This is a genomic window from Roseomonas sp. TAS13 (genome assembly GCF_001950415.1).
GTDB classification, from domain to species: domain Bacteria; phylum Pseudomonadota; class Alphaproteobacteria; order Acetobacterales; family Acetobacteraceae; genus Roseomonas; species Roseomonas mucosa.
In genome coordinates this window covers 1-21441 of the sequence record NZ_BDLP01000002.1, presented here as the reverse complement: position 1 = coordinate 21441, position 21441 = coordinate 1, and the positions used below count along the sequence as shown (strand labels likewise).

Below are 21441 nucleotides of genomic sequence, written 5' to 3'. Positions count from 1 at the left end.
TCATGCCGGTCTTTCATGCGGGTTTCGCGCAGGGAGGCGCCCCGGTGCGCGTCCATTTTGGCCGCGGTGCGCGCCGGTCCCTGGATCGGGAACTGGATGCTCTATCCTTGTCGCGTGCATTCGTGCTGACCACCCCTCAGCAGGTCCGCGAAGGAGAGGACATTGTCCAGACACTGGGCCGGCGCGCCGTGGGCCTGTTCACCAACGCGACGATGCACACGCCAGTCGATGTCACGGAGGCCGCCCTCAAGCAGGTCGCGGCAAGTGAGGCGGATTGCGTCGTCGCTGTTGGCGGCGGCTCGACCATCGGGCTGGGCAAGGCCATCGCGCTGCGGACAGACCTGCCACAAATCGTATTGCCCAGCACCTATGCCGGATCCGAGGCGACACCGGTGCTGGGTCAGACCGAGAACGGTGTGAAAACCACGTTGAGGTCGGAGAAAGTCCAGCCCGAGGTCATCATCTATGACCCGGAACTGGTCGCCACGTTGCCTGTGTCTATGACTGTTACCAGCGGGCTGAATGCAATGGCCCACGCCGTCGAAGGGCTCTATGCCCATGACGCCAACCGGCTCTCCAGTGCCTTGGCGGTCGAAGGCATCCGTGCCTTTGTCTCCGGTCTGCCTGGGGTGGTCACGGCGCCAGACAATCTGGCCGCCCGCGAAGACACGCTGTTCGGCGCCTGGCTATGTGGAACGGTGCTGGCCCAGGTCGGCATGGCCCTGCATCATAAACTATGTCACACACTGGGCGGCACGCTGAACCTGCCTCATGCCGAGACCCATGCCATAGTCCTGCCTCATGCCATCGCGTACAACGAGGTGGCCGCCGCTGAGGTGCTGCAACCGGTCGCCCGGCTTCTGGACAGCGGCAGTGCAGCCGGTGGCCTTTATGACTTCGCTCAGCGCATGGGCGCTCCGCTGGCGCTGAGGTCGCTCGGCGTGACCGAGGCCGATCTGGACAATGTGGCGGATCTGGCCGTGCTTACGCCCTACTCGAACCCGCGCCGGATCGAACGCAATGGTGTTCGCCAGCTTCTGCAAGATGCCTGGCTGGGCCGCCGTCCCTTCAGCTCCTGAGGTTTTCCGATGATCCCTTATTTCAACGAGGAAGGATCAGCCGATGCGGTCAATGGCCGCATGGGTCCTGACGTTGACCCGCGCCTGGCCGAGATCTTCACCGCGCTGGTCAGGCATCTGCACGCCTTTGCAAAGGAAGTGCACCTCACGCAGGAAGAATGGGAAGCCGGCATCGCATTCCTGACCCGAACCGGTCAGATCTGCTCTGAGGAGAGGCAGGAATTCATCCTGTTGTCGGATACATTAGGCTTGTCGATGCTGGTCGATGCGATCAACAACCGCCGCCCGCTTGGCGCGACTGAGAACACCGTGTTTGGCCCATTTCATGTCGATGGTGCGCCGGTTCGCCAGATGGGCGCTTCGATCTCACTGGACGGCAAAGGCGAAAGCTGCCTCTACGAAGGCCGTGTCATTGATCTGAATGGCGAACCTATCGACGGCGCGACCGTGGATGTCTGGTCGGACAACGCGGAAGGCTTCTATGATGTGCAACAACCCGGCATTCAACCGAAATGGAACAATCGTGGCAGGTTCGTCACCGGTTCCGACGGGAAATACAGCTTTGTTGGCATAAAGCCAGTCAGCTATCCAATCCCCGATGATGGGCCTGTCGGCAAGATGCTCAGTCATCTAGGACGTCATCCCTATCGTCCTGCCCATATGCACTACATGGTGACAGCGCCAGGGTTCCGAAAGATTGTGACCCATATCTTTGTTGACGGCGATCCTTACCTGGAATCCGACGCTGTGTTTGGGGTTAAGAAAACGCTGATAGCGTCGTTTGAACCCATCCAGGGTGATATCGCCTGGCGGTCACCATTCGACTTCGTGATGGTGCCGGAAGATCATCGTTCTTAAGTATTCGTTCTCGGAGAAAAATATGTAGCTGGGATTGAACAGTTCCCGATGCGTTGATCCGTTCGTGAGGTTCGTCGGACCCGTGTTCTGGTATTCCAGGGCCTGTTGGAATGGAGCGTTTTTCCTGCGCTTCTGGTGGGTGTGAAGCAAAGCCCGTGCCCATCAGCTGCGCTACGCCGTTTCGCCATATTCACAGCCGGTATGAAGGCATATTGCAAGATCCGCCCTGGCAAGATTTTCTCGCCGCTGCGGCCTCGACACCGCCGGTCGGCTCAGTCACGGCGCTGCGCAAGACATCCCACCTTGTCTGCGCCTTCATCTGCCTCTGCCAGGCCCCTATCGGTTCACGCTGACCTGATACTGGAATGCGTCGGCCCTATAATAGAGCTGCTCAGCATCAATCGGCGTGCCGTTCGCATCGTGCGTCAGCCGCTCGATCCGTAGGAGTGGAGCCCCTTCCACCACTTCCAGCAGCGTGGTGTGAGGGAGGGTTGCGGCGATGGCACCGATGACGAGATCCGCCCGCCCCAGCCGCACGCCGAGATCCCCTTCCAGCATCGCGAAGACGTCGCGCCCTTCCAGATCCATTCCAGCCAGCCGTCGGCCGAGCTCTACAGGTAGCCAGGTGTCTTCCACCGAAAGCGGCTCGCCATCGAGCAGCCGGAGACGCCGGATGGATGTCACTGGAGCGCCCTCCGGCAAGCGCAGCCACTCGGCACTATCGGCCTTCGCGGGTTCCTCGCGCACGTGGAGAACACGGTTACGGATGCTCCTCCCCTTCGCGGCCATGGCCTCGGACAAACCTTGCAAACTATGGAGAGGCTGCACCGCACGAGGGCGTGCGACGAACCAGCCTTTGCCGGGCACCACGAAAGCCAAGCCTTCCCGTGCCAACTCCCCCACGGCCCGTCGCACGGTGATGCGGGACACGGAGAAGCGCGACTGCAGAGCCGCCTCGGAGGGCAGGCGGTCGAAGGTCCTCAGCCGTCCGGCGGCAATATCCGCTCGCAGGGCGTCCCGGATCACGTCGTAGAGCGGCCTTGGGTAATCCGAACCATCGTCCGCTTCTTTTCTCATCACATCGCCTTTTTCCTATGCGGAGACCTTACCGCGAGGGGATATTTTTGCCCCACTGATCACATATCCTCTTACTATGACGAGATATGACTAGTTATAACAAGGTGCTTATCCAGCGAAAACGGAGCTTCACTTGATCAGGATGCTAGGCCGCGCCGGCCGCGTGCCCGCCGCCCTCGCAGGCATCGTACTCCTCTGGTGGGTCCTCAGTGCTCTGCCGGGCGTGAACCCCGTTTTCCTGCCGAGCCCGCCCGTCGTCACCGCGGCTTTTGTCGAGCTGTGGACGGACGGAACGCTTCTCGGCGATCTGCGCGTCTCGCTCGGCCGGGCGGCCATCGGCTTTGCCATCGGCGCCACGCTGGGCGTGTTGGTGGGGCTGCTGACATCACGCACTCGCCTGATCGGCCATGCCGTGACGCCCATGCTGATGCTGCTGCGCCCCATCCCCGCCATCGCCCTCGTGCCGCTGGCCATCGTCTGGTTCGGCATCGGGGAGGGATCGAAGCACTTCGTGATCGCCTATACCGTTTTCCTCGCCGTCTGGCTCAGCACGCATCACGGCGCCTCTTCCGTCGCGGGGACCTATATCCGCGCATCCCGTTCGCTGGGGGCAGGCCGTCTGCGGGAGTTCTTCGAGGTCGTGGTGCCTGCCGCCGCGCCGCATATCGTCGCGGGGCTGCGCATGGGGGCCGCGCTGGCTTTTCTCTCCCTGGTTGCGGCGGAGCTGACCGGCGCCTCCTCCGGCATTGGCTTCCGCATTCAGGAGGCCCGCCAGTTCATGCAGACCGACGTGATGTTCGTGAACCTCATCCTCCTCGGTGTGCTCGGCGCGGCGCTGGATGCGGCCTTCGTCGCCGCCAGCCGCCGCCTCGTGCACTGGGAGGTCATGTGAGCACCACCCTTTCCACCGGAGCGGTCCGCGCGACCGCGGCCGAGATCCGCTTCATGGGCCGGCGCGGGCCTGTACAGGCCCTCGCCCCCACGGAACTGGTCCTTGAGCCCGGCTCCTTCACCGCGCTTATCGGGCCGTCCGGCTGCGGCAAGTCCACCCTGCTCAACGCCATCGCCGGCTTTGTGCCGCTGTCCGGTGGCGCGGTGACAGTGGATGGCCGCCCCATCCGCGGCCCGAGCCCCGAGGTCGGCGTCGTCTTCCAGCAATACGCGCTGTTCCCCTGGTTCACCGCGCGCGGGAACGTGGAGTTCGCCCTCAGGCGGCTTGGCCATTCCGCCGCCAGGCGCCGTCAGGCGGCGGAGGCCGCGCTGGCGGAGGTCGGCCTCGCCGGACGAGGGGATTCCTACCCAGGGCAGCTTTCGGGCGGCATGAAGCAGCGCGTGGCGCTGGCCCGCACCCTGGCGGCGCGGCCCCGGGTTCTGCTGATGGACGAGCCCTTCGGCGCCCTGGATGCCCAGACCCGGGCCTCGATGCACGAACTGCTGCTCGGCGTTTGGCGGGCGCACCGTACCACCGTGCTCTTCGTCACGCACGACGTGGACGAGGCACTGGTGCTGGCGGATCGCGTCCATGTCATGGCCGCCGGCCCCGGCCGGATCGTCGAGACAATAGAGCTGGGCGATCGCGCCGCCCGCGCCGGCGCCGAGGTGGGCCCCGAGTACCTCGCCCAGCGCAATCGCATCATGGGCCTCCTGCGCCACGCACCGGCGGCCGAGGCCGCCTGACCCCTGTCTTCCCGATGGACCGACCGATGACCCGCGTCACCCGCCGCGCCTTTGCCGGCGCCCTCCTCCTCGCTCCCGCAATCATGCCCAGCCTGGCGCGCGCCCAATCGCCACGCCCTGTCCGGATCGGCGGCGGCCTCTCCGTGGAGGCACCGCAATTTGCCCTGGCACAGGAGCGCGACCTGTTCGGGGCGGCGGGTCTTGCTCCGGCTGTCACCAACTTCCCCACTGGGCGCGAGGCCTTCGAGGCACTGATCGGCGGCCAAGTCGACCTTGCGATGATGGCGGAGCTTCCCGTCGTGGTCGGAGCACTGCGCGCGCAGAAGTTCGGCGTGGTCGGCACGCTGTCCCGCTACAGGGGCATGCGCATCGTCACGAAGAAGCAGGGCGGCACGGCGCCCATGCTCGCCACGCTGACGGGCCGGAAATTCGGTGTCACGCTCGGCACCAACACGCATTTCATGCTGATGTCGGAACTGGCCACGGCCGGCATCCAGGCCGAGATCGTCAATATCGGGCCGGCCGATCTCATTGCGGCGCTCGCGCGCGGCGATGTGGATGCGGCAGCCCCCTTCCCGAACGCCTATGCCGGCACGCGCCGTGCGCTGGGTGCCGACTATGCTGAGATCCCTGTCAGGTCCTATCAGCCGACCTACCTTCTCGTCGCCTCCGAGGCCTTCGTCCGGGACGTCGACGTGACGGGCCGCTTTCTGTCAGCGCTGCTCAAGGCCGAGGCGGCCATGGCCACCGAAACCGAGGCGGCCCAGGCCGCGGCCGCGCGGCTGGCGGGCCGGGCACAGAACCTTGAAGCTGTGCGCGCGGCTTGGCCCGATTACGACGCCCGAATCAGCCTCGACCGGCCGTTGCTCGATCTGATGGAACGCGAGGGCCGCTGGCTGGCCGAGACCGGGGCCGCGCGCGGCGCCTCCACCGAGCCCGCCGTCTTCCGCGCGGCGATCGCGGAGGCGCCACTGCGCGCCGTCATGCCTGACCGTGTGACCCTGGACTGATCGATGCGCACCCTTTCCCCCGAGATCCTGGCCGCCTCCCGCCTGCTGCTGCGGCCAGGCCAGGCCCTGCTGCCCGAAGGTTTCGCGCGCGACGTCGCCGTCCTGGTGGAGCACGGCCGCTTCGCCGCGGTCGGCCCGGCTCCGGCGATCCTCGCCGCGAACGCGGATCTCGCTCCGATCGACCTGCCGGATCACGCGCTGATGCCGGGCTTCATCGATGCGCATCATCACCTGACCCAGGCCATTGGCAAGTCGCTCGCCTTCGGTGAACCCTCCGAGATCTTCCGCCGCATCTGGGTGCCGATGGAATCGCACCTGGGCGGGGAAATGGCGGGGCTCTCCGCGAAGCTCGCGGCCCTGGAGGCGCTGCGAGGCGGTTTCACGACCGTGGTGGATGCCGGGACCCGGCATGAAGGCGACCTCGACCCCATCGCCGACGCGGTGCGGGGGGCCGGGCTACGCACCGTGCTCGGCCTGATCTGCAACGACGCAACCGGGCCGGAACCTGCCGATCCGGCCCCGATCCTCGCACGTGCGGAACGCCACCTTGCCCGCTGGGCCTCGGACGGGCTGGTTCATCCGTCCCTCGCCATCTCGATCCCGGAGGTGGCGACGGATGCCATGCTGCACAGGGTCGCCTCCCTCTGCGCCGAGGCCGGCGTGCCGTTCCAGACCCATGCCAACGAGCACCTCGTCGCCGTGGAGCGCTCCCTCGTCGCACGCGGGCTGCGGCCGGTGGAGCACCTGCAGGCGACCGGCGCGCTGAACGCGGCCGCACTCCTGGCGCACGTGACTCTGGTCACGCCGCGCGAGCTGGGGCTGCTGCGCGACAGCGGTGCCACGGTGGCCTACTGCCCTGTCGCCTCGCAATGGAAGGGGAATGCCGTCGCGCCCGCCACGGCCATGCTGGAGATGGGCATAGGTCTGGCGCTGGGCACCGACGCCACCCGCAGCGATGCGTTCCGCCTGCTCGATGCGGCAGAGGCCTCGCAGCGCCTCGCCTATGGCATCCCGCAGGGCGATTTCTCCTGCGGCGGCGGCTGGCCGTGGATGGTCCATGCCACGGCGGCCTCCGCGGACGCGCTCGGCCTCGGCGCCGTTACCGGCCGCATCGCGCCGGGCCTCGCGGCCGACTTCCTGCTGGTGGACCTCGCCGTGCCGGAGCTCGTGCCGTCACGGGACCTGATGTGGGAGCTGACCCGCTTCGGCAACCGCGACCAGATCGAGGCCGTCTTCGTGGCGGGCCGCCTCCGGCTCTGGCGCGGATGGCCATTGGACTGGGATGCACGTGCCACCATGCGCGAGGTGGCGGCCCGCGCGGAAGCCACGATCGCCGGTTCGCCGATCGTCAAGATCCATCCGGATTCGGCGAGCCACCGCATCGCGTCGGCCGGCTGACCGGCGCCACCAACCAGGGATCGTCATGTTTCTCATCATGGCCTGTATGGCGCTGGTCGCGGCCGGCGCCGCGATCCAGGTCGCGGTCGGTGCCGGCCTCAGCATCGTTTGCGGAGCCGCGCTCTTCCTGTGGCTTGGCACCGCCGTCGGCGTACCGGTCCTCTTGCTGCTCAACCTCCTCGTGTCCCTGGTGGCCACGGCTCTGGGTGGGGTGCGGTTGCGCTGGGGGGATGTGGCCCTGTCATCGGGCTCCATCCTGCTGGGCTGTGCGGCAGCGGCCGTCCTGCCGTCCATCCCGGAGGCTGCGCTGAAGGGAATAACGGCCGCTGTCCTGCTTCTCGCTGCGCTGCCGCGCCCGGCCGCACCCGTCACCGTCCCCGGATCCGATAAGGGCTGGGCGGGGATCGCCGGGGCCGGCATCGTGACAGGGATGCTCACCCTGTGGACCGCCAGTCCCGGTCCGGTGACTCCCGTCGCGCTGGCCCGCGCGGGACGCTCCGGCGACGAGGTACGGCGTGTCATGCAGCCGGTTTCCTGCGTGGGGTATGGCGTGGCCCTCGCAGTCGCCGGCCTGCCCACCACCAGCGCCACGGGAGCTGGCATTCTGTGGAGCCTGATCACCGCCTGTCTGGCCGGGGCAGGCTGCGGCTTCATGCTGCGGCCCAGGATCGAGCCGGGTCGCGTTGTCAAGCTGATCCGCCTGATCGCGGTGGCCGCCGCCGCACTGCTTCTGCTTTCCCTGCGAAGCTGACAGCAGCTTTTCAGCACAAGCGACCGGTACCTTCCCCAGCGGCCCGGCCCTGATAGGCAGAACGCACCCTCAAGGCGGCGTTGCTGGACGGAGGCTCCTCCTGCATGAACCAGCCGGGGCTGACCACGACCGACTGCCCGGTCAGCGCATTGGCCGGGAAGCCGGACAGGAACACCACGGTCTGGGCCACGTTGTCCACTGTGGTGAACCGCCGCCCACCGTGTCCTTCAGCATCACCTTGTGCATGACGTCATCGTCGCTGATGTACCTGCTTCGGGATCTGCTTCTCCGCCAGTGGCGCACGCACGAAGCCTGGGCAGATGACGTTGAAGCGCACGTCATGCGTCGCCCTCCGGTGCTTCATGCCGTCTCACCCGGCAACCCTGCTTGCAGCGGATGAGAACATTCAAGCACAACGCCATGGATTTCCCGGTACGATTCGATTACGAATCAAACTGCCGCCCCGAGGAGAAGCGGGCGACGGAGGAAACAACCGTGCCCACCTATTATGGCGACACCACCGGCACCCTGTCCGGCTCTCAGTCCGGGGGAGCCCAGATCCTGCGCGGCGGCCTCGAACCGATAGATCCTTACACCGGTCGCTACAACGACCAGTTGTATGGCGACGCCCAGGCCTTGGCTGGCCATGCCCGCGGCGGCAATGACATCATCTACGGCGTCAGCGCGAGCTACTCGACCGAACTCATCGCTGGCGACGCCGCCACGATGGATGGCTCCAGCCGCGGCGGCAACGACACCATTTTCGGTGGCTTCGGCTCCCACCTCAGCATCACGATCGTGGGCGACGCGCTGGAGCTGCACGGCGCATCCCGTGGGGGTAACGACCTGATCTACCCTGGCTCGAACGGTGCGTCAGGCGGTGGCTTCGTCGCCGGCGATGCGCGGACCATGGATGGCACCACGCGCGGCGGCGACGATACCATCATCGGCGGCGGCATCGGGATGGCACTTTACGGCGACGCCTCGATCCTCAGCGGCCACGCCCGTGGCGGAAATGACCACTTCCGGCTCTCGGATGGCGCTCAGAGCCTTTATGCTTATGGCGACGGCCGGCTGACCGAACACGCACGCGGCGGCGACGACGTGATCGTGGGCGGGAGCAACGCCCCTTACGTCATGATGTATGGCGATGGAGCCCTGTCCGACCAAGCGAGGGGCGGCAATGACATCCTGATCGCCGGCAGCAACTCCTTCGAGATCATGTGGGGCGACGGGCCGAAGACTGGCACCACCAGAGGTGGCAGCGATACGTTCGTCTTCGCCACCGGTAGCGGTCGCGACCAGATCATGGATTTCGAGCAAGGCAAGGACCACATCGACCTGACCGGCTATGCCAGCCAAGGCATCCACGGTTTTGCCGACCTCACGCTCGTGGCAGGCGCCGTCATCGGGGATTCGGATCCTAACGCCACCTCCATTCAGTTCTCCACCAGCAGCGTGGTGGTCGTGCACGGTGTGCCTCACCTCACGGCAACGGATTTTCTTTTCGCCTGACTGATCGTCGCCATTGCGGTAGCCGTTTCCCGATCATCCGCATGGTGAAATGGCGCTCGCCCGCGTCCTGGGGACGCGGACGAGCAGGTGACATGAACGCCTGATCAACCGATCCGGGGTGAAGGGGAAGCTGTCGCGATCCTGCGCCATCCGTCCGTTGCTCTCGTCAACGGCATCCTGAAGGTGAACCGCGTCTCGCCGGGGCCTGAAGCGAAGCTGTTGGCCAGACCCGGATCTGGCCCTGGGTTAAAGCTGGCGCAGGAACTTGGAGAACGCCTCAAGCGTCTCATCACTGACGTGATGCTCCAATCCCTCAGCATCGCTTTCCGCGATTTCCGGGGGTACGCCGACCGCCTTGAGGAAATCGACCACAACGCGATGGCGTGCCCGCACCTTCCGCGCCAGGGCATGACCCTCCGGGGTCAGGAAAATGCCCCTGTATGGCTTTGACTGAGCGAGCCCCAGACCCTTGAGCCGCCCGATGCTCTTGATGGCCGTGGCGTGCGAAACCCCCAGGCGGCGCGCCAGATCGGTTGCACGGGCCTCCCCTTCCCGCTCCAGCAGGTCGTCGATCAGTTCGACGTAGTCCTCAAGCACGGCCGAGGCACGGCCGGCACGCGCAGAGGCATGGCGCGCGGCCTGCATGTCTTCTTCGGGCAGCGTCACGTCCGGATCTCCCGGCCTGCCTTGCTCAGCGTCGTCCTGCATCATCAGGCCGAAGAATACCTCATGCCGATGAAAATGCCACGGCTGGGCCAAGTTCGCAGGTTTCGCTCTTGATTGTAGCCTATGCTACATGCTTTGTATTGGACTTGACATACGAGCAGTAGCTACAGGAAAGTTCATGCTGGACAACCGATCGCCCAAGCGCTTTCTCGCGATGGCAGCGCTTGCCGCCGTCTTCCTGTTCGGCAGCCAAGCCACAGGCGCCGCCCAGACCCCGCGCGACCGGCCACTGCGTGTGGTCACCACCTTCACCATCCTGCAGGACATGGCCCAGACCGTGGCCGGCGAGGCCGCGATCGTGGAATCGATCACCCGGCCGGGCGCCGAGATCCATGACTACGAGCCGACGCCACTGGATATCGTGAAGGTCCAGGCGGCGGACCTCGTCCTCTGGAACGGCATGGGCCTGGAACGTTGGTTCGAGCGCTTCTTCCAGCGGGTAAAGGATGTTCCCTCGGTGGTGTTGACCGAGGGCATCGAGCCCATCGGCATCACGGAGGGTCCCTATGCTGGCCGCCCCAACCCGCACAGCTGGATGTCACCCGCCAATGCGGTGATCTATGTCGAGAACATTCGCCGGGCACTCACAGCGGCCGACCCCCGCAATGCCGAGACCTACAACACCAATGCGGCTCGCTACACCCAGCAGATCCGCGCGCTCGACGCGCCGATCCGTGCGCAGCTTGCCGGCATTCCCGAGGAGCGCCGCTGGCTGGTGAGTTGCGAGAGCGCCTTCTCCTACCTGACCCGGAACTACGGCATGAAGGAACTCTACCTCTGGCCGATCAATGCCGAGGAGGAAGGTACACCCCGCCAGATCCGGCGTGTCGTCGACACGGTACGGAAGAACCGGATCCCGGTGGTGTTCTGCGAAAGCACGGTCAGCGACCGGGCCATGAAACAGGTCGGACGCGAGGCCGGCGCCAGGTTCGGTGGCATGCTGTACGTGGACAGCCTGACGGCGGAAGATGGCGTGGCGCCGACCTTCGTCAAGTTGCTGGAATACAACGCCAGCACCATCGTCCGCGCCTTCCAGCCGCCGCCTGGACGGTAGACACGTCATGCTCATGTCCCCGTCGCGTAGCGTGGCACTGCCGAGGCAGGACAGGCACGGCGCCTCGTCCCTGCGCCGCATCGGCCGGCGGCTGCTGTCCAGGGCGGCACCGGATCCGGGGCCGCCACAAGGCAAGACGCTCGACCTCAGGGTGGAGGGGGTAACGGTCGCCTATGCCAACGGCCATGTCGCGCTGAGGGATGCCTCGCTGCGGCTGGACGGGCCTACGATCTGCGGGCTGCTCGGCGTCAACGGCGCCGGCAAGTCCACGCTCTTCAAGGCCATCATGGGCATGGTACGGCCGGCCTCCGGCACAGTCCGGATTGGCGGCCGCACGGTGAGCGAGGCGCAGAAACTCAGTTGGATGGCCTATGTCCCCCAGAACGAGGAAGTGGACTGGGCCTTTCCGGTCAGTGTGCGCGATGTCGTCATGATGGGCCGCTACGGCTACATGAACATGCTGCGCATCCCTTCCGCTGCGGATCGTGCCGCCGTGGAGGAAGGACTCCGCCGGGTCGGCATGGAGGAATTCGCCGGGCGGCAGATCGGGCAGCTCTCGGGTGGGCAGAAGAAGCGTGTCTTCCTCGCCCGTGCGCTGGCCCAGGACGGCCGGATCATCCTCCTGGACGAACCCTTTGGAGGCGTGGACGTCACCACACAAGGCCAGATTATGGAACTGCTGCGGGAACTGCGGGCGGAAGGGCGGATCATCCTCGTCTCCACCCACGACCTCGCCAGCGTGCCGGAATTCTGCGATCAGGTGGCGCTGGTCAAGGGTACCGTGCTTGCCGCCGGCCCCTGCGGTAACGTCTTCACCCCCGCCCAGATCGCGCGCGCCTTCGGCGACGCCGCCAAGCCGTCCAGCCCGGGGACAGCGCAGGCCGATGAACGCCTGACGCTGCGGGACGGCGGGAATGGCGAGCGGTTCGTGGTCACCACCGATGGGCGGGTGCTCGGCCGCCTGGGCCCGGAGGCATGAGGGAGCCGTCGATGGAGATCCGGCCGTGACGGAGGAGTTGCTGATCCCCTTCGCCTACGAATACATGCGCAATGCGATATATGTCAGCACCGTGATCGGCGCTGTCTGTGGCCTGCTGTCCTGTTTCGTGGCGCTCAAGGGTTGGTCGCTGCTGGGCGATGCGCTGTCGCACGCCGTGGTGCCGGGCGTGGCGCTGGCCTGGATCCTGGGCCTGCCCTTCGCACTCGGTGCCTTCGCCTCGGGCATGCTGGCCGCCTGGTGCATGGGCTTCATTCGCCGCAACAGCCGCATCCGCGAGGACTCCGCGATCGGCGTGGTCTTTACCGCCTTCTTCGGCCTCGGCTTGGTCCTGCTGACGCTCTACCCGAGCAATATGCGGCTGCAGACGGTGGTGTTCGGCAACGTGCTTGGCATCGCGCCGGCCGACACGATGCAGATGCTGCTTGTCTCGGCCGGCGTGCTGCTGGTCATGGCACTGCGTGGGCGCGACCTGACACTCTGGGCCTTCGATGCCGCCCATGCACAGGCGATCGGGCTTGACACACGCCTGCTGCAGATGCTGCTGCTGGGCTGTGTCGCCGCTGTCGCCGTCACAGCCATGGTGGCAGTGGGCGCGGTGCTGGTCATTGCCATGCTGGTGGCCCCGGGTGCCACGGCCTATCTGCTGACAGATCGTTTCGGACGGATGATGGCGGGTGCCACGGCCCTCGGCGCCAGTACCGCGTTTACCGGCGCCTATCTCAGCTACTTCCTGGACGGCTCCACCGGCGGCGTCATCGTCACACTACAGGCACTGATTTTCACGGCGGTTCTGATCCTCGCGCCACGGCATGGCATCCTGGCCAGCCGCCGTGCCAGGCGACAGGCGGGCAGGCTGGAACAAGCGGCATGATCGACACTTTCCTCGCTCCGTTCAGCCATGGCTTCATGCTGGAGGCGATGGGGGCCGGCGCCCTGGTTGCGACGGCCTGCGCACTGCTCTCCTGCTACATCGTGCTGAAGGGCTGGTCACTACTGGGTGATGCGATCTCCCATGCGGTCCTGCCGGGTGTCGTGCTGGCTTCCGCGGCCGGGTTGCCACTGGCGCCGGGCGCCTTTGCTGCCGGCATGTTCTGCGCGCTGGGAGCAGGTTTCGTCCAAAGCCATAGCCGGGTGAAGGAGGATGCGGCACTCGGGGTCGTGTTCACCGGCATGTTCGCGGCCGGCATCGTCATGCTGGCCTTCCTGACCACCGAGGCCCACATCACCCACATCCTTTTCGGCAACATTCTGGGGATTGAGCGGGAGGACCTGTGGCAGACCCTGATCGTCGGCGGCATCACGCTGGCTGTCCTGCTGGTAAAGAGCCGCGATCTGACGCTTTTCTGCTTCGACGCGACACATGCGCGGGGGATCGGACTCAACACCGGAATGCTGCGCTACCTTTTCCTCGCCCTGCTCTCGGCAGCGGTGGTGGCCGGCGTGCAGGCGGTCGGTGTCATCCTGGTGGTAGCGCTGCTGATCACGCCAGGGTGCATCGGCTATCTGCTGTCCGATCGCTTCGGCCGCATGTCGGCCATCGCCGTGACCGCCGCCGTGGCCGCCACCCTCATCGGTATCCTCGCCAGCTACCACGCCAACATCTCTCCCGCAGGTAGCATCGTCGTCGTGCTGTCGCTGCTGTTCGCCTTGGCCCTCACCCTGGCGCCGAAGCATGGCCTGCTCGCGGGCCGACATGCGCGCCGCGAAGCCGGCAGGACAAGTGTTCCGCATGACACCGGAACTTCCGTCAGCCGACCTCACGAAGCGAGCGCTGGAGACAGAACATCGGCCGCTAAGGCCGGATTGTAGGCGGGCCTCAGACCAGAAGCGTGTCCTCGACCGCCCAGGTCAGGGCCACGCGCTCCTGGGGTCGCACGACAATCGCATCCGCCCGATGCTGCTGCTTTGCGACCACGGGATCGCCACCGGCATCGAGTTGCAGCACGCAGCGCGTCAACTCACCCATGAAGGTCACTTCGCGTACCGTGGCCATCAGATGATTCCGACCCGGCGGGACCGGACTGCCGGCTGGAAGGATTCCGATTTTCTCCGGCCGGATCATGCAGGCCTGCCCCGGGGCTGCCGAGGAAGCGACGGTACCTCGCAGGAGGGTGCCGCCCAGCGATACGCAGCGCACCCCTGGGCGATCCACCCCCATATCCTCCACGGGCAGGAAATTCGCCTCGCCGACAAAGGAAGCGACGAAGCGATTGGAGGGGCGATCATAGAGTGTGGCCGGATCGTCGAGTTGCTCTATCCGCCCCTGGTTCATCACAGCCACCCGGTCAGACATGACCAGCGCCTCCTTCTGGTCGTGCGTGACGTAGATGAAGGTGATGCCAAGGCGTTCATGCAGTGCCTTGATCTCCAGTTGCATCTCCTCGCGCAGTTGCTTGTCGAGGGCCGAGAGCGGCTCGTCCATCAGCAGCACCGGCGGGTTGAAGATCACCGCCCTGGCAATGGCCACGCGCTGCTGCTGACCGCCGGAGAGCTGCTGCGGATAACGGCCACCGAAAGCGGATAGCCGGACAAGGTCCAGTGCCTGGCGCACACGCTCCACGATCTCCGCCTTGCCGACCCCGCGCTGCTTCAGGGCAAAGCCGACATTCTCCGCCACCGTCATGTGGGGAAAGAGCGCATAGCTCTGGAAGACCATCCCGATTCCGCGCCGATGCGGGGGCAAATGGGTCACATCCCGCCCGTCCAGGGCAATCTGGCCGGATTCGGGTGTTTCGAAGCCGGCGATCATCATCAGCGTGGTGGACTTGCCGGACCCGGAAGGACCCAGGAAGCTGATGAATTCGCTGCGCCGGATCGACAGTGAAAGCCGGTCGATGGCAAGGTGGCTGCCGTAACGCTTGGTGATCTCACGGAGGGTGATCTCGGCACCGGAGCTCTCAGGATGGGGAGTCGCTGCGTCCTCTGGCATCCGGTTTGCTTGACCTCTTCTCAGCATCGGGAATTCAGCATGGACGAGACGAAATGCGCCTGTCCAGCTCCGGGATTCGGTCTCTCCCTGCGGCAGGGAAAGCAGCCATGAACGCACCTTTGCCATTGGGAAGCGGCCCCGGGACTGTTGCGCTGCCCATGGCGGGCACGGACCTAACCAAGAACCGGCGAGCCTTCGGTTCACGGCATGCAATGATACTGCTGGTTCTGCCGCTGCTATTCTATATGCTCGTCTTCTATGCCTACCCCGTAGCTGCCATGCTGTCCCGCAGCCTGCTCACCGAGGAAGGCTGGACGATCTCGGTTTTCATCTCGCTGCTCGGTGATGCGATCTTCTGGCGCGTGCTCGGCATCACCATGCAGATAAGCCTTGCGGTCACGCTGCTCTGCCTGCTGCTCGCCTATCCGGTGGCCTATGCTTTCGCGCGCATGCGGCAGTCCCATGCGAACCTGCTGATGATCCTGGTGCTGATCCCGTTCTGGACCAGCATCCTGGTGCGCACCTATGCCTGGATGGCGCTGCTCGGGCGGCGCGGCATCGTCAACAATGCCCTGGTCGCGAGCGGATTGATCGATACGCCATTGCAGCTGATGAACACGCGCCTGGCAGTCTATCTTGCCATGGTCCATGTGCTGCTGCCCTTCATGATCCTGCCCCTGACGGCGACGTTGCGCAGTCTGGACTGGCGCCTGGTGCGGGCGGCGAACGGGTTGGGTGCCGGACCCTTTGCAGCCTTCAGGCAGGTGGTCCTGCCGCTTTCCCTGCCCGGCGTCGCAGCCGGCTGCGTTCTGGTCTTTGCCCTTTCAGTCGGCTTCTATATCACCCCGGTCCTTGTGGGGGCTGGATCGGATGTGATGATAGCGATGTTGATCAGCGATCTGGTGAACCAGCTCAACTGGGCGCGCGCCTCGGCAATGGCGGTGGTTCTGCTGCTGATCGTCGCTCTCGCCTTCGCTCTGCTGGCCCGGATCGTCCCGCTGGGACGGGTGTTGCAGGGAGGGCATTGAGTTGCCCCTGCTGCGCCGTGTCCTGCTGATCGCCGCGCTGGTCCTGGTGCTGGGCTTCCTGGTCCTGCCGGTGGTGGTGGTGGTGCCACTCTCCTTTTCGACCGCGCGCTACCTTTCCTTTCCGCCTCCGGGCTTTGGCCTCGGCTGGTACCGGATCTTCTTCGGTAACGAGGCCTGGACCAACGCCGCCGTGATGAGCCTCTGGACCTCGCTGGTTTCCACCCTGCTCTCGGTCGGACTCGGTGTGCCAGCCGCAATCGGGCTCGCGCGAGGACGCTTTCCCGGCAAGGGGCTGATCCAGGCACTGATCCTGTCACCGATCGTGGCGCCGGGCATCGTCGTGGCGATCGGCCTCTATTATGTCTATGCGCGCTTCGGCCTGATCGGAAGACCGATCGCCCTGATCCTGGGACAGACTGCACTGGCCGTGCCCTTCGTGGTGGTGAACGTTGTCTCCGCTTTGAGTGGCCTCGACCGGCGGCTGGAACGCGCGGCTCTCAGCCTGGGCGCCACGCCCTGGGGGGCCTTTCGCCAAGTCACGCTGCCGCTCATCCAACCGGGCATCACCGCCGGCGCGGTCTTTGCCTTCGTGGTCTGCTTCGATGAACTGCTGATCGCCCTATTCTTGGCTGGTACCGGCGCCGTTACCCTACCCCGCCGCATGTGGGAGCAGTTGAACTACAATCTCGACCCTACGATCGCGGCCGCTTCGACTCTGCTGATCGTGTTGACCACGCTGCTGATGCTTGGCGCCGAGTTTCTTCGGCGGCGCTCGGCCCGGCTGCGCTCCGGTGTTTCCAACGGATCCTAACGGGAGAAGATTGCCATGGACGACCGTATCTCACGCCTGCTTGCGCGCCTCGCGGCGGAGCCACCTCATGCGGCGGATCTTACGCGGCGGCGCTTCATCCACCGGGCCGCCTCCTTCGGGCTAACGGCTGCTGCGGCTTCGGCGCTCACGCAGGGCTTTGGCATGCCGGCTCTGGCGCAAGGGGTAGATCTTCCGGAGATCCGCTCCATCCCCGAGAAGCTCAAGGGCAATGGAGTGGTGCGCGTCTGCTCCTATGGGGGCAGCCTTCAGGAGGCGCAACGGCGAGCCTACTTCAAGCCTTTCGAGGAACTCTCCGGCATCAAGGTCGTGGAGACAGAGGGACCCGATATCGCCAAGGTCAAGGCGATGGTCGATACAGGCAACATCGAATACGACGTGACTGAACAGGAAGGCTCCTCGGTCGTGGCTCTGGCCGCCAGAGGCGACTATTGGGAAAGAATCGACTACGCGCTTTTCGATACGGACAATATCGACCCGGTATTCCGCAAGGAATTCTTTGTCGACATGCTGCCTTATGCGCAGATCTATGCCTATCGAACGGACGCCTTCAAGAGTGGCAGGCCGTCAACAGTGGCCGATCTGTGGAACGTGAAGAAGTTTCCCGGCCCACGTGCCATGATGGGTGGAGGCGCGCTGAATCCGGATCTGGAACTCGGGGTGCTGGCGGCCGGAACGCCGCGCGACAAGGTTTATCCTATCGATGTCGATAAGGCGATCGGCAAGCTCAGCGAGTTGAAGCCAAATGTGGTGAAGTGGTGGGGCGCGGGCGCGCAGCCAGCACAGCTCCTGAACGACGACGAGGTGGTGATGGCCACGGCCTGGAACGGCCGGATCGCAGCCATCCAGGCAAGCGGAGCTCCGGTTGAGATTGTCTGGCAAGACCAGCTGCTGCGCAACGACTGCTGGGCCATTCTCAAGGGTGCACCGAACCGCGTGAACGCCCAGAAGTTCGCCGCATTCATCACGCTTGCCGCTCCGCAGGCGCGGCTCTCCTCATTGATCACCTATGGCTTCGTGAACAACAAGGCGGCTGAGCATCTGTCTGCGGATCGGCTGAAGCTGTTGCCCACCGCCCCGGACATCAAGGACAAGCTGATCAATTATGACCCCGCATGGTGGGCAGCCAATCTGGATACGGTGAAGACCAAGTGGAACCGCTTCCTGCTCGGATGATCGCGGAATGAACGCCGTCTCGCCACGCTCCCTGCCCCGCAGCCTCTATGCCGACACGGCAAGGCAGCCCGTCGTGGCACCGCCGCTCCAGGGAGAACGGCAGGTCTCGGTCGTGGTGGTGGGCGGCGGCTTCACAGGTCTTTCGACCGCGCTCCACCTCGCGGAGAGAGGGGTGGACGTGGCGGTTCTGGAGGCACACGAACCCGGCTGGGGCGCTTCCGGCCGCAATGGCGGGCAGGTCAACCCGGGCCTTAAGCATGACCCTGCTAAGGTGGAGCGGGATTTCGGTCCTGAGCTCGGGCGGCGCATGATCACCATGTCAGGCGCAGCGCCGGACAAGGTCTTCTCACTAATCCGGCAACATCAGATTCTGTGCGAAGCGCATCAAGGTGGCACCATCCGAGGCGCCTTCCATGCGAACGGATTTTCCACTATCCGCGCTACGGCTGAGGATAATGCCCGGCGTGGCGGCCCGGTGGAGATCCTCGACGCGAGGGGCATGCAGCGCCTGACCGGCAGCGATCGCTACATAGGGGGCTCGATCGATCGGCGCGGCGGCAGCGTGAACCCGTTGGGTTACGCACGCGGGCTGGCTGATGCGGCGCAGCGAGCCGGGGCCAACGTGCATGCCGCGTCGCCTGCGCTTCGCATCGAGCGCCAAGGCACGCGATGGCGTGTCGTCACACCCGCCGGAACCATGACGGCGGAGAAGCTCGTGCTGGCCACTAACGCGTATAGTGACGACATCTGGAAGGGGCTGCGGCGCTCCATCGTGCCGGTCTTCAGCGCCATAGCCGCCACCGAGCCATTGCCCGATCATCTCGCCGCCACGATCATGCCGGAACGGCCTGTGCTGTTCGAGATCGCTTCGCTGACTGTCTATTACCGGGTGGACGCAAGGAAGCGCTTGCTGATGGGCGGCCGCAGCGTTGACCGCGATACCTCCGATCCGATGGATTTCCAGCGTCTCACACGCTATGCACGGCGCCTCTGGCCGCAGGTCAAGGAAGTCGGCTGGGAGTACTTCTGGAATGGCCGACTGGCCGTCACGCCGGACCACTACCCGCATCTGCACGAGCCTGCACCAGGGGTCATCGCCTGCCTCGCCTATAATGGTCGTGGTGTGGCCATGGCAACGGCGATGGGAGAGCAGGTGGCTCGGCGGGTCATGGGGGCATCGCAGGAGGAGATCGACTTTCCGATCACCGATCTGAGACCGATCCCCTTCCATGGGCTCCGGCGCCTTGGCGTGGCCGCACGCTTGACCTATGGGGAAATCCGCGACCGGCTCGGCCTGTGACCCTTTGGCCGAGAGATGCCGGCTTGCTGGTCATGAACATGGCGATCCTGCTGCTGTTCGCCTTCGCGATCCGTACCCCGGTCTTCGGAAACCCTGTTGTGGGTGTGGACGAGACCTTCTACCTCCTGGTCGGCGACCGGATGCTTCAGGGCGCGTTGCCCTTCGTCGATCTGTGGGATCGCAAGCCGGTCGGCCTCTTCCTGATCTACGCGGCCATCCGCCTTCTCGGGGGCGAGGGCGTCTATCAGTACCAGGTGGTCGCGACGCTCTTCGCCGCGGCGGCGGCCGGGATGATCTCCGTGGTGGCCGCGAGCTTCGCGACGCGCGCCGGTGCGGTCAGCGCCGGGCTGGTCTACCTGGCCTTCCTGGGCGCCTTCGAGGGCGTGGGTGGCCAAGCTCCGGTCTTCTACAACCTGTTCGTTGTCCTGGCGGCCTGGCTGACGCTCCGCGCCGGACGTTGTTCTCCGGCTAGGCGGCTTGCCCTGGGCTGTGGTGCCATGCTGCTCGCCGGCATAGCCATCCAGATGAAGTATACGGCCGTGTTCGAGGGGATATTCTTCGGCTGTGCGCTACTCTGGCAGGGTTGGCGCGCCGGAACCCGCCCCGTCACACTCATGGCTCAAGGGGTCTCCTGGATCGCCTGCGGCCTGCTGCCCACCGCTGCGGCCCTGGCCTTCTACGTGCTGCGGGGCCAGGGCGAGGCCTTCCTCTACGCGAACTTCCTGTCGGTCTTCGAGCGCAGCACCTTCGGCGAAGGCTCGGCCCTGGGCCGACTGGGGCCGATCATCCTTCTGCTCCTGCCACTGCTGCTGGCCGCGGCCCTGAGCCGCTGGCCTAGGCGGCTGGTGTGGCCGGGGAATGATCGGAACGTCGCGGCGGCGCAGAATTTCGTGACGGCGTGGTCGCTCGCGGCCCTTGCCGGCTTCCTGGCCTTCGGAACCTATTACACGCACTACGCCCTGCCGCTCCTCGTGCCGCTTTCGGCCATGGCGGCACCCGTGTTTGGCGCGTGGCGAAGCATCGGCCTGAAGCTGGGTCGCGCAGGCAGGGCGCCGCGCGTGCCCGTGGCCCTGCTGGTGGGCCTGTTCGGACTGTTGGCGAGCTTCGTCCTCGTCACGAAGCACGTTCGGCAGCGCGGCGACGGCACCGAGATCCGCAGGATCGTCTCCTTCATCCAACCTCGGCTGGTGGGATGCCTCTACGTCTTCGACGGAGAGCCGATGCTGTACCACCTTACGGGAAGCTGCATCCCAACCCCCTACGCCTTCCCGAGCCATCTCAGCGACCGGAAGGAGGCAGGCGCCATCGGGGCCGACCAGGTCACCGAGATACGCCGGATCTTCGCAACACGTCCGGGAATTGTGGTGACCTGGGAGGGAATGCAGCCGCGCAATAATGCGGACAGCGTTGCGGCGCTGGAAGACGAGTTGGGCCGGCACTACCGAAAGGTGCTGGAGGTTCCCGTAGGCCGGCACACCCGGCAGATCTACCAGCGCCTGCCCGACGGCGGAGCTGGCCCTTCAGGTACGGGGCCCTGACCGGACCAGCAATGATCCGCGACCAAACAGCGCCCGCCGACGCGCCACCTTGCCGTCCGGCCTGGCTCCGGCAGGAGCGTCACGGCGCGATGCCGTCCCTGCCAAGTCCCATTCGAGCAATCGCCAGCCAGCCCGGGCAGTGGGTTGTCCCCGACTGTTGCCGAGAGCGCGTGACTTGTGCCAGGACCATGAACCCGGTTGACGCCACGACTGTCAATCGGCACTGAATTGGGACCCCAGATCGGCACGCAAAAGGGACCCTCTTGTGAGGTGTGTTGAGGGGGCGTTCAGGCGCGGTTCTTGAATCGCCAACTATCGTTGCCGGTCTCGACGATGTCGCAGTGGTGAGTGAGGCGGTCGAGTAAGGCAGTGGTCATCTTGGCGTCCCCAAAGACGCTGGGCCATTCACCAAAAGCGAGGTTGGTGGTGACGATGACCGAGGTCTGCTCGTAGAGACGGCTGACAAGGTGGAACAGCAACTGGCCGCCGGACTGGG

Annotated in this window: 22 protein-coding genes; 17 read left to right on the top strand and 5 right to left on the bottom strand. The window is 65.5% G+C overall.

Features of this window, described 5'->3' with window-relative positions:
- Positions 1–2 precede the first annotated feature (2 nt).
- Together ROTAS13_RS00475 and ROTAS13_RS00470 are read left to right on the top strand one after the other, a co-directional pair.
- Positions 3–1079, top strand: a complete 1077-nt coding sequence (locus tag ROTAS13_RS00475; RefSeq protein ID WP_075821236.1) for a maleylacetate reductase — start codon at positions 3–5, stop codon at positions 1077–1079.
- A 9-nt stretch (positions 1080–1088) separates the two neighbouring features.
- On the top strand, positions 1089–1937 hold the full coding sequence (locus ROTAS13_RS00470) for an intradiol ring-cleavage dioxygenase (RefSeq protein ID WP_075821235.1): 849 nt from the start codon (positions 1089–1091) through the stop codon (positions 1935–1937).
- A 336-nt stretch (positions 1938–2273) separates the two neighbouring features.
- Here ROTAS13_RS00470 and ROTAS13_RS00465 read toward each other — a convergent pair whose 3' ends face one another.
- Entirely contained in the window at positions 2274–3014 is a 741-nt protein-coding gene (locus ROTAS13_RS00465) for a GntR family transcriptional regulator (RefSeq protein ID WP_019462059.1), read from the bottom strand.
- A gap of 142 nt (positions 3015–3156) precedes the next feature.
- On the opposite strand from ROTAS13_RS00465, the gene ROTAS13_RS00460 reads away from it, so the two are divergent.
- From ROTAS13_RS00460 to ROTAS13_RS00440, 5 genes are read left to right on the top strand one after another with little or no spacing between them, the layout of a single operon-like run.
- Positions 3157–3906 (top strand): ABC transporter permease, encoded by a 750-nt coding sequence (locus tag ROTAS13_RS00460; protein WP_037251574.1) that lies wholly within the window; start codon positions 3157–3159, stop codon positions 3904–3906.
- A complete protein-coding gene (locus ROTAS13_RS00455; RefSeq protein ID WP_075821234.1) occupies positions 3903–4691 on the top strand; it encodes an ABC transporter ATP-binding protein in 789 nt (262 codons plus the stop codon). The genes ROTAS13_RS00460 and ROTAS13_RS00455 overlap by 4 nt, the downstream gene beginning before the upstream one ends.
- A 26-nt stretch (positions 4692–4717) precedes the next feature.
- On the top strand, positions 4718–5701 hold the full coding sequence (locus tag ROTAS13_RS00450; RefSeq protein ID WP_075821233.1) for an ABC transporter substrate-binding protein: 984 nt from the start codon (positions 4718–4720) through the stop codon (positions 5699–5701).
- 3 nt (positions 5702–5704) lie between these two features.
- Positions 5705–7099, top strand: coding sequence for an amidohydrolase family protein (locus tag ROTAS13_RS00445; protein ID WP_075821232.1), 1395 nt, complete (start codon positions 5705–5707; stop codon positions 7097–7099).
- A gap of 25 nt (positions 7100–7124) precedes the next feature.
- The gene (locus tag ROTAS13_RS00440) at positions 7125–7850 is read left to right on the top strand and encodes a hypothetical protein (RefSeq protein WP_075821231.1); all 726 of its coding nucleotides are present in this window, start codon (positions 7125–7127) and stop codon (positions 7848–7850) included.
- Between the two features lie 10 nt (positions 7851–7860).
- Here the strand turns inward: ROTAS13_RS00440 and ROTAS13_RS27690 are convergent, their stop codons facing one another.
- Positions 7861–8040 (bottom strand): hypothetical protein, encoded by a 180-nt coding sequence (locus ROTAS13_RS27690; RefSeq protein ID WP_216348559.1) that lies wholly within the window; start codon positions 8038–8040, stop codon positions 7861–7863.
- A gap of 230 nt (positions 8041–8270) precedes the next feature.
- Between ROTAS13_RS27690 and ROTAS13_RS00430 the strand changes: the two genes are divergently transcribed.
- Positions 8271–9365 (top strand): M10 family metallopeptidase C-terminal domain-containing protein, encoded by a 1095-nt coding sequence (locus ROTAS13_RS00430; protein WP_139323233.1) that lies wholly within the window; start codon positions 8271–8273, stop codon positions 9363–9365.
- A gap of 246 nt (positions 9366–9611) precedes the next feature.
- Here the strand turns inward: ROTAS13_RS00430 and mntR are convergent, their stop codons facing one another.
- The gene (mntR, locus tag ROTAS13_RS00425) at positions 9612–10076 is read right to left on the bottom strand and encodes a manganese-binding transcriptional regulator MntR (protein ID WP_081798660.1); all 465 of its coding nucleotides are present in this window, start codon (positions 10074–10076) and stop codon (positions 9612–9614) included.
- Between the two features lie 133 nt (positions 10077–10209).
- Between mntR and ROTAS13_RS00420 the strand changes: the two genes are divergently transcribed.
- The 4 genes from ROTAS13_RS00420 to ROTAS13_RS00405 are packed head-to-tail and all read left to right on the top strand — an operon-like array spanning position 10210 to position 13954.
- Complete coding sequence (locus ROTAS13_RS00420) at positions 10210–11145, top strand: metal ABC transporter substrate-binding protein (protein ID WP_075821229.1); 936 nt, start codon at positions 10210–10212, stop codon at positions 11143–11145.
- A gap of 7 nt (positions 11146–11152) precedes the next feature.
- Entirely contained in the window at positions 11153–12124 is a 972-nt protein-coding gene (locus tag ROTAS13_RS00415) for a metal ABC transporter ATP-binding protein (RefSeq protein ID WP_305793708.1), read from the top strand.
- 25 nt (positions 12125–12149) lie between these two features.
- The gene (locus ROTAS13_RS00410) at positions 12150–13016 is read left to right on the top strand and encodes a metal ABC transporter permease (RefSeq protein WP_075821254.1); all 867 of its coding nucleotides are present in this window, start codon (positions 12150–12152) and stop codon (positions 13014–13016) included.
- Positions 13013–13954, top strand: coding sequence for a metal ABC transporter permease (locus tag ROTAS13_RS00405; RefSeq protein WP_075821227.1), 942 nt, complete (start codon positions 13013–13015; stop codon positions 13952–13954). The genes ROTAS13_RS00410 and ROTAS13_RS00405 overlap by 4 nt, the downstream gene beginning before the upstream one ends.
- Positions 13955–13961: 7 nt before the next feature.
- Here the strand turns inward: ROTAS13_RS00405 and ROTAS13_RS00400 are convergent, their stop codons facing one another.
- Entirely contained in the window at positions 13962–15074 is a 1113-nt protein-coding gene (locus tag ROTAS13_RS00400) for an ABC transporter ATP-binding protein (protein WP_075821226.1), read from the bottom strand.
- Between the two features lie 107 nt (positions 15075–15181).
- Here ROTAS13_RS00400 and ROTAS13_RS00395 point away from each other — a divergent pair, with 107 nt between their 5' ends.
- From ROTAS13_RS00395 to ROTAS13_RS00375, 5 genes are read left to right on the top strand one after another with little or no spacing between them, the layout of a single operon-like run.
- A complete protein-coding gene (locus tag ROTAS13_RS00395; protein ID WP_115359386.1) occupies positions 15182–16102 on the top strand; it encodes an ABC transporter permease in 921 nt (306 codons plus the stop codon).
- A 1-nt stretch (position 16103) separates the two neighbouring features.
- Complete coding sequence (locus ROTAS13_RS00390) at positions 16104–16913, top strand: ABC transporter permease (protein ID WP_075821225.1); 810 nt, start codon at positions 16104–16106, stop codon at positions 16911–16913.
- Between the two features lie 15 nt (positions 16914–16928).
- Positions 16929–18107, top strand: coding sequence for an ABC transporter substrate-binding protein (locus ROTAS13_RS00385; RefSeq protein ID WP_075821224.1), 1179 nt, complete (start codon positions 16929–16931; stop codon positions 18105–18107).
- A 7-nt stretch (positions 18108–18114) separates the two neighbouring features.
- On the top strand, positions 18115–19407 hold the full coding sequence (locus ROTAS13_RS00380) for an FAD-binding oxidoreductase (protein ID WP_075821223.1): 1293 nt from the start codon (positions 18115–18117) through the stop codon (positions 19405–19407).
- A gap of 23 nt (positions 19408–19430) precedes the next feature.
- Complete coding sequence (locus tag ROTAS13_RS00375; protein WP_075821222.1) at positions 19431–20945, top strand: glycosyltransferase family 39 protein; 1515 nt, start codon at positions 19431–19433, stop codon at positions 20943–20945.
- A 287-nt stretch (positions 20946–21232) separates the two neighbouring features.
- Here the strand turns inward: ROTAS13_RS00375 and ROTAS13_RS00370 are convergent.
- The coding region (locus tag ROTAS13_RS00370) for an ATP-binding protein (protein ID WP_171979005.1) at positions 21233–21441 on the bottom strand (209 nt) is incomplete at its 5' end.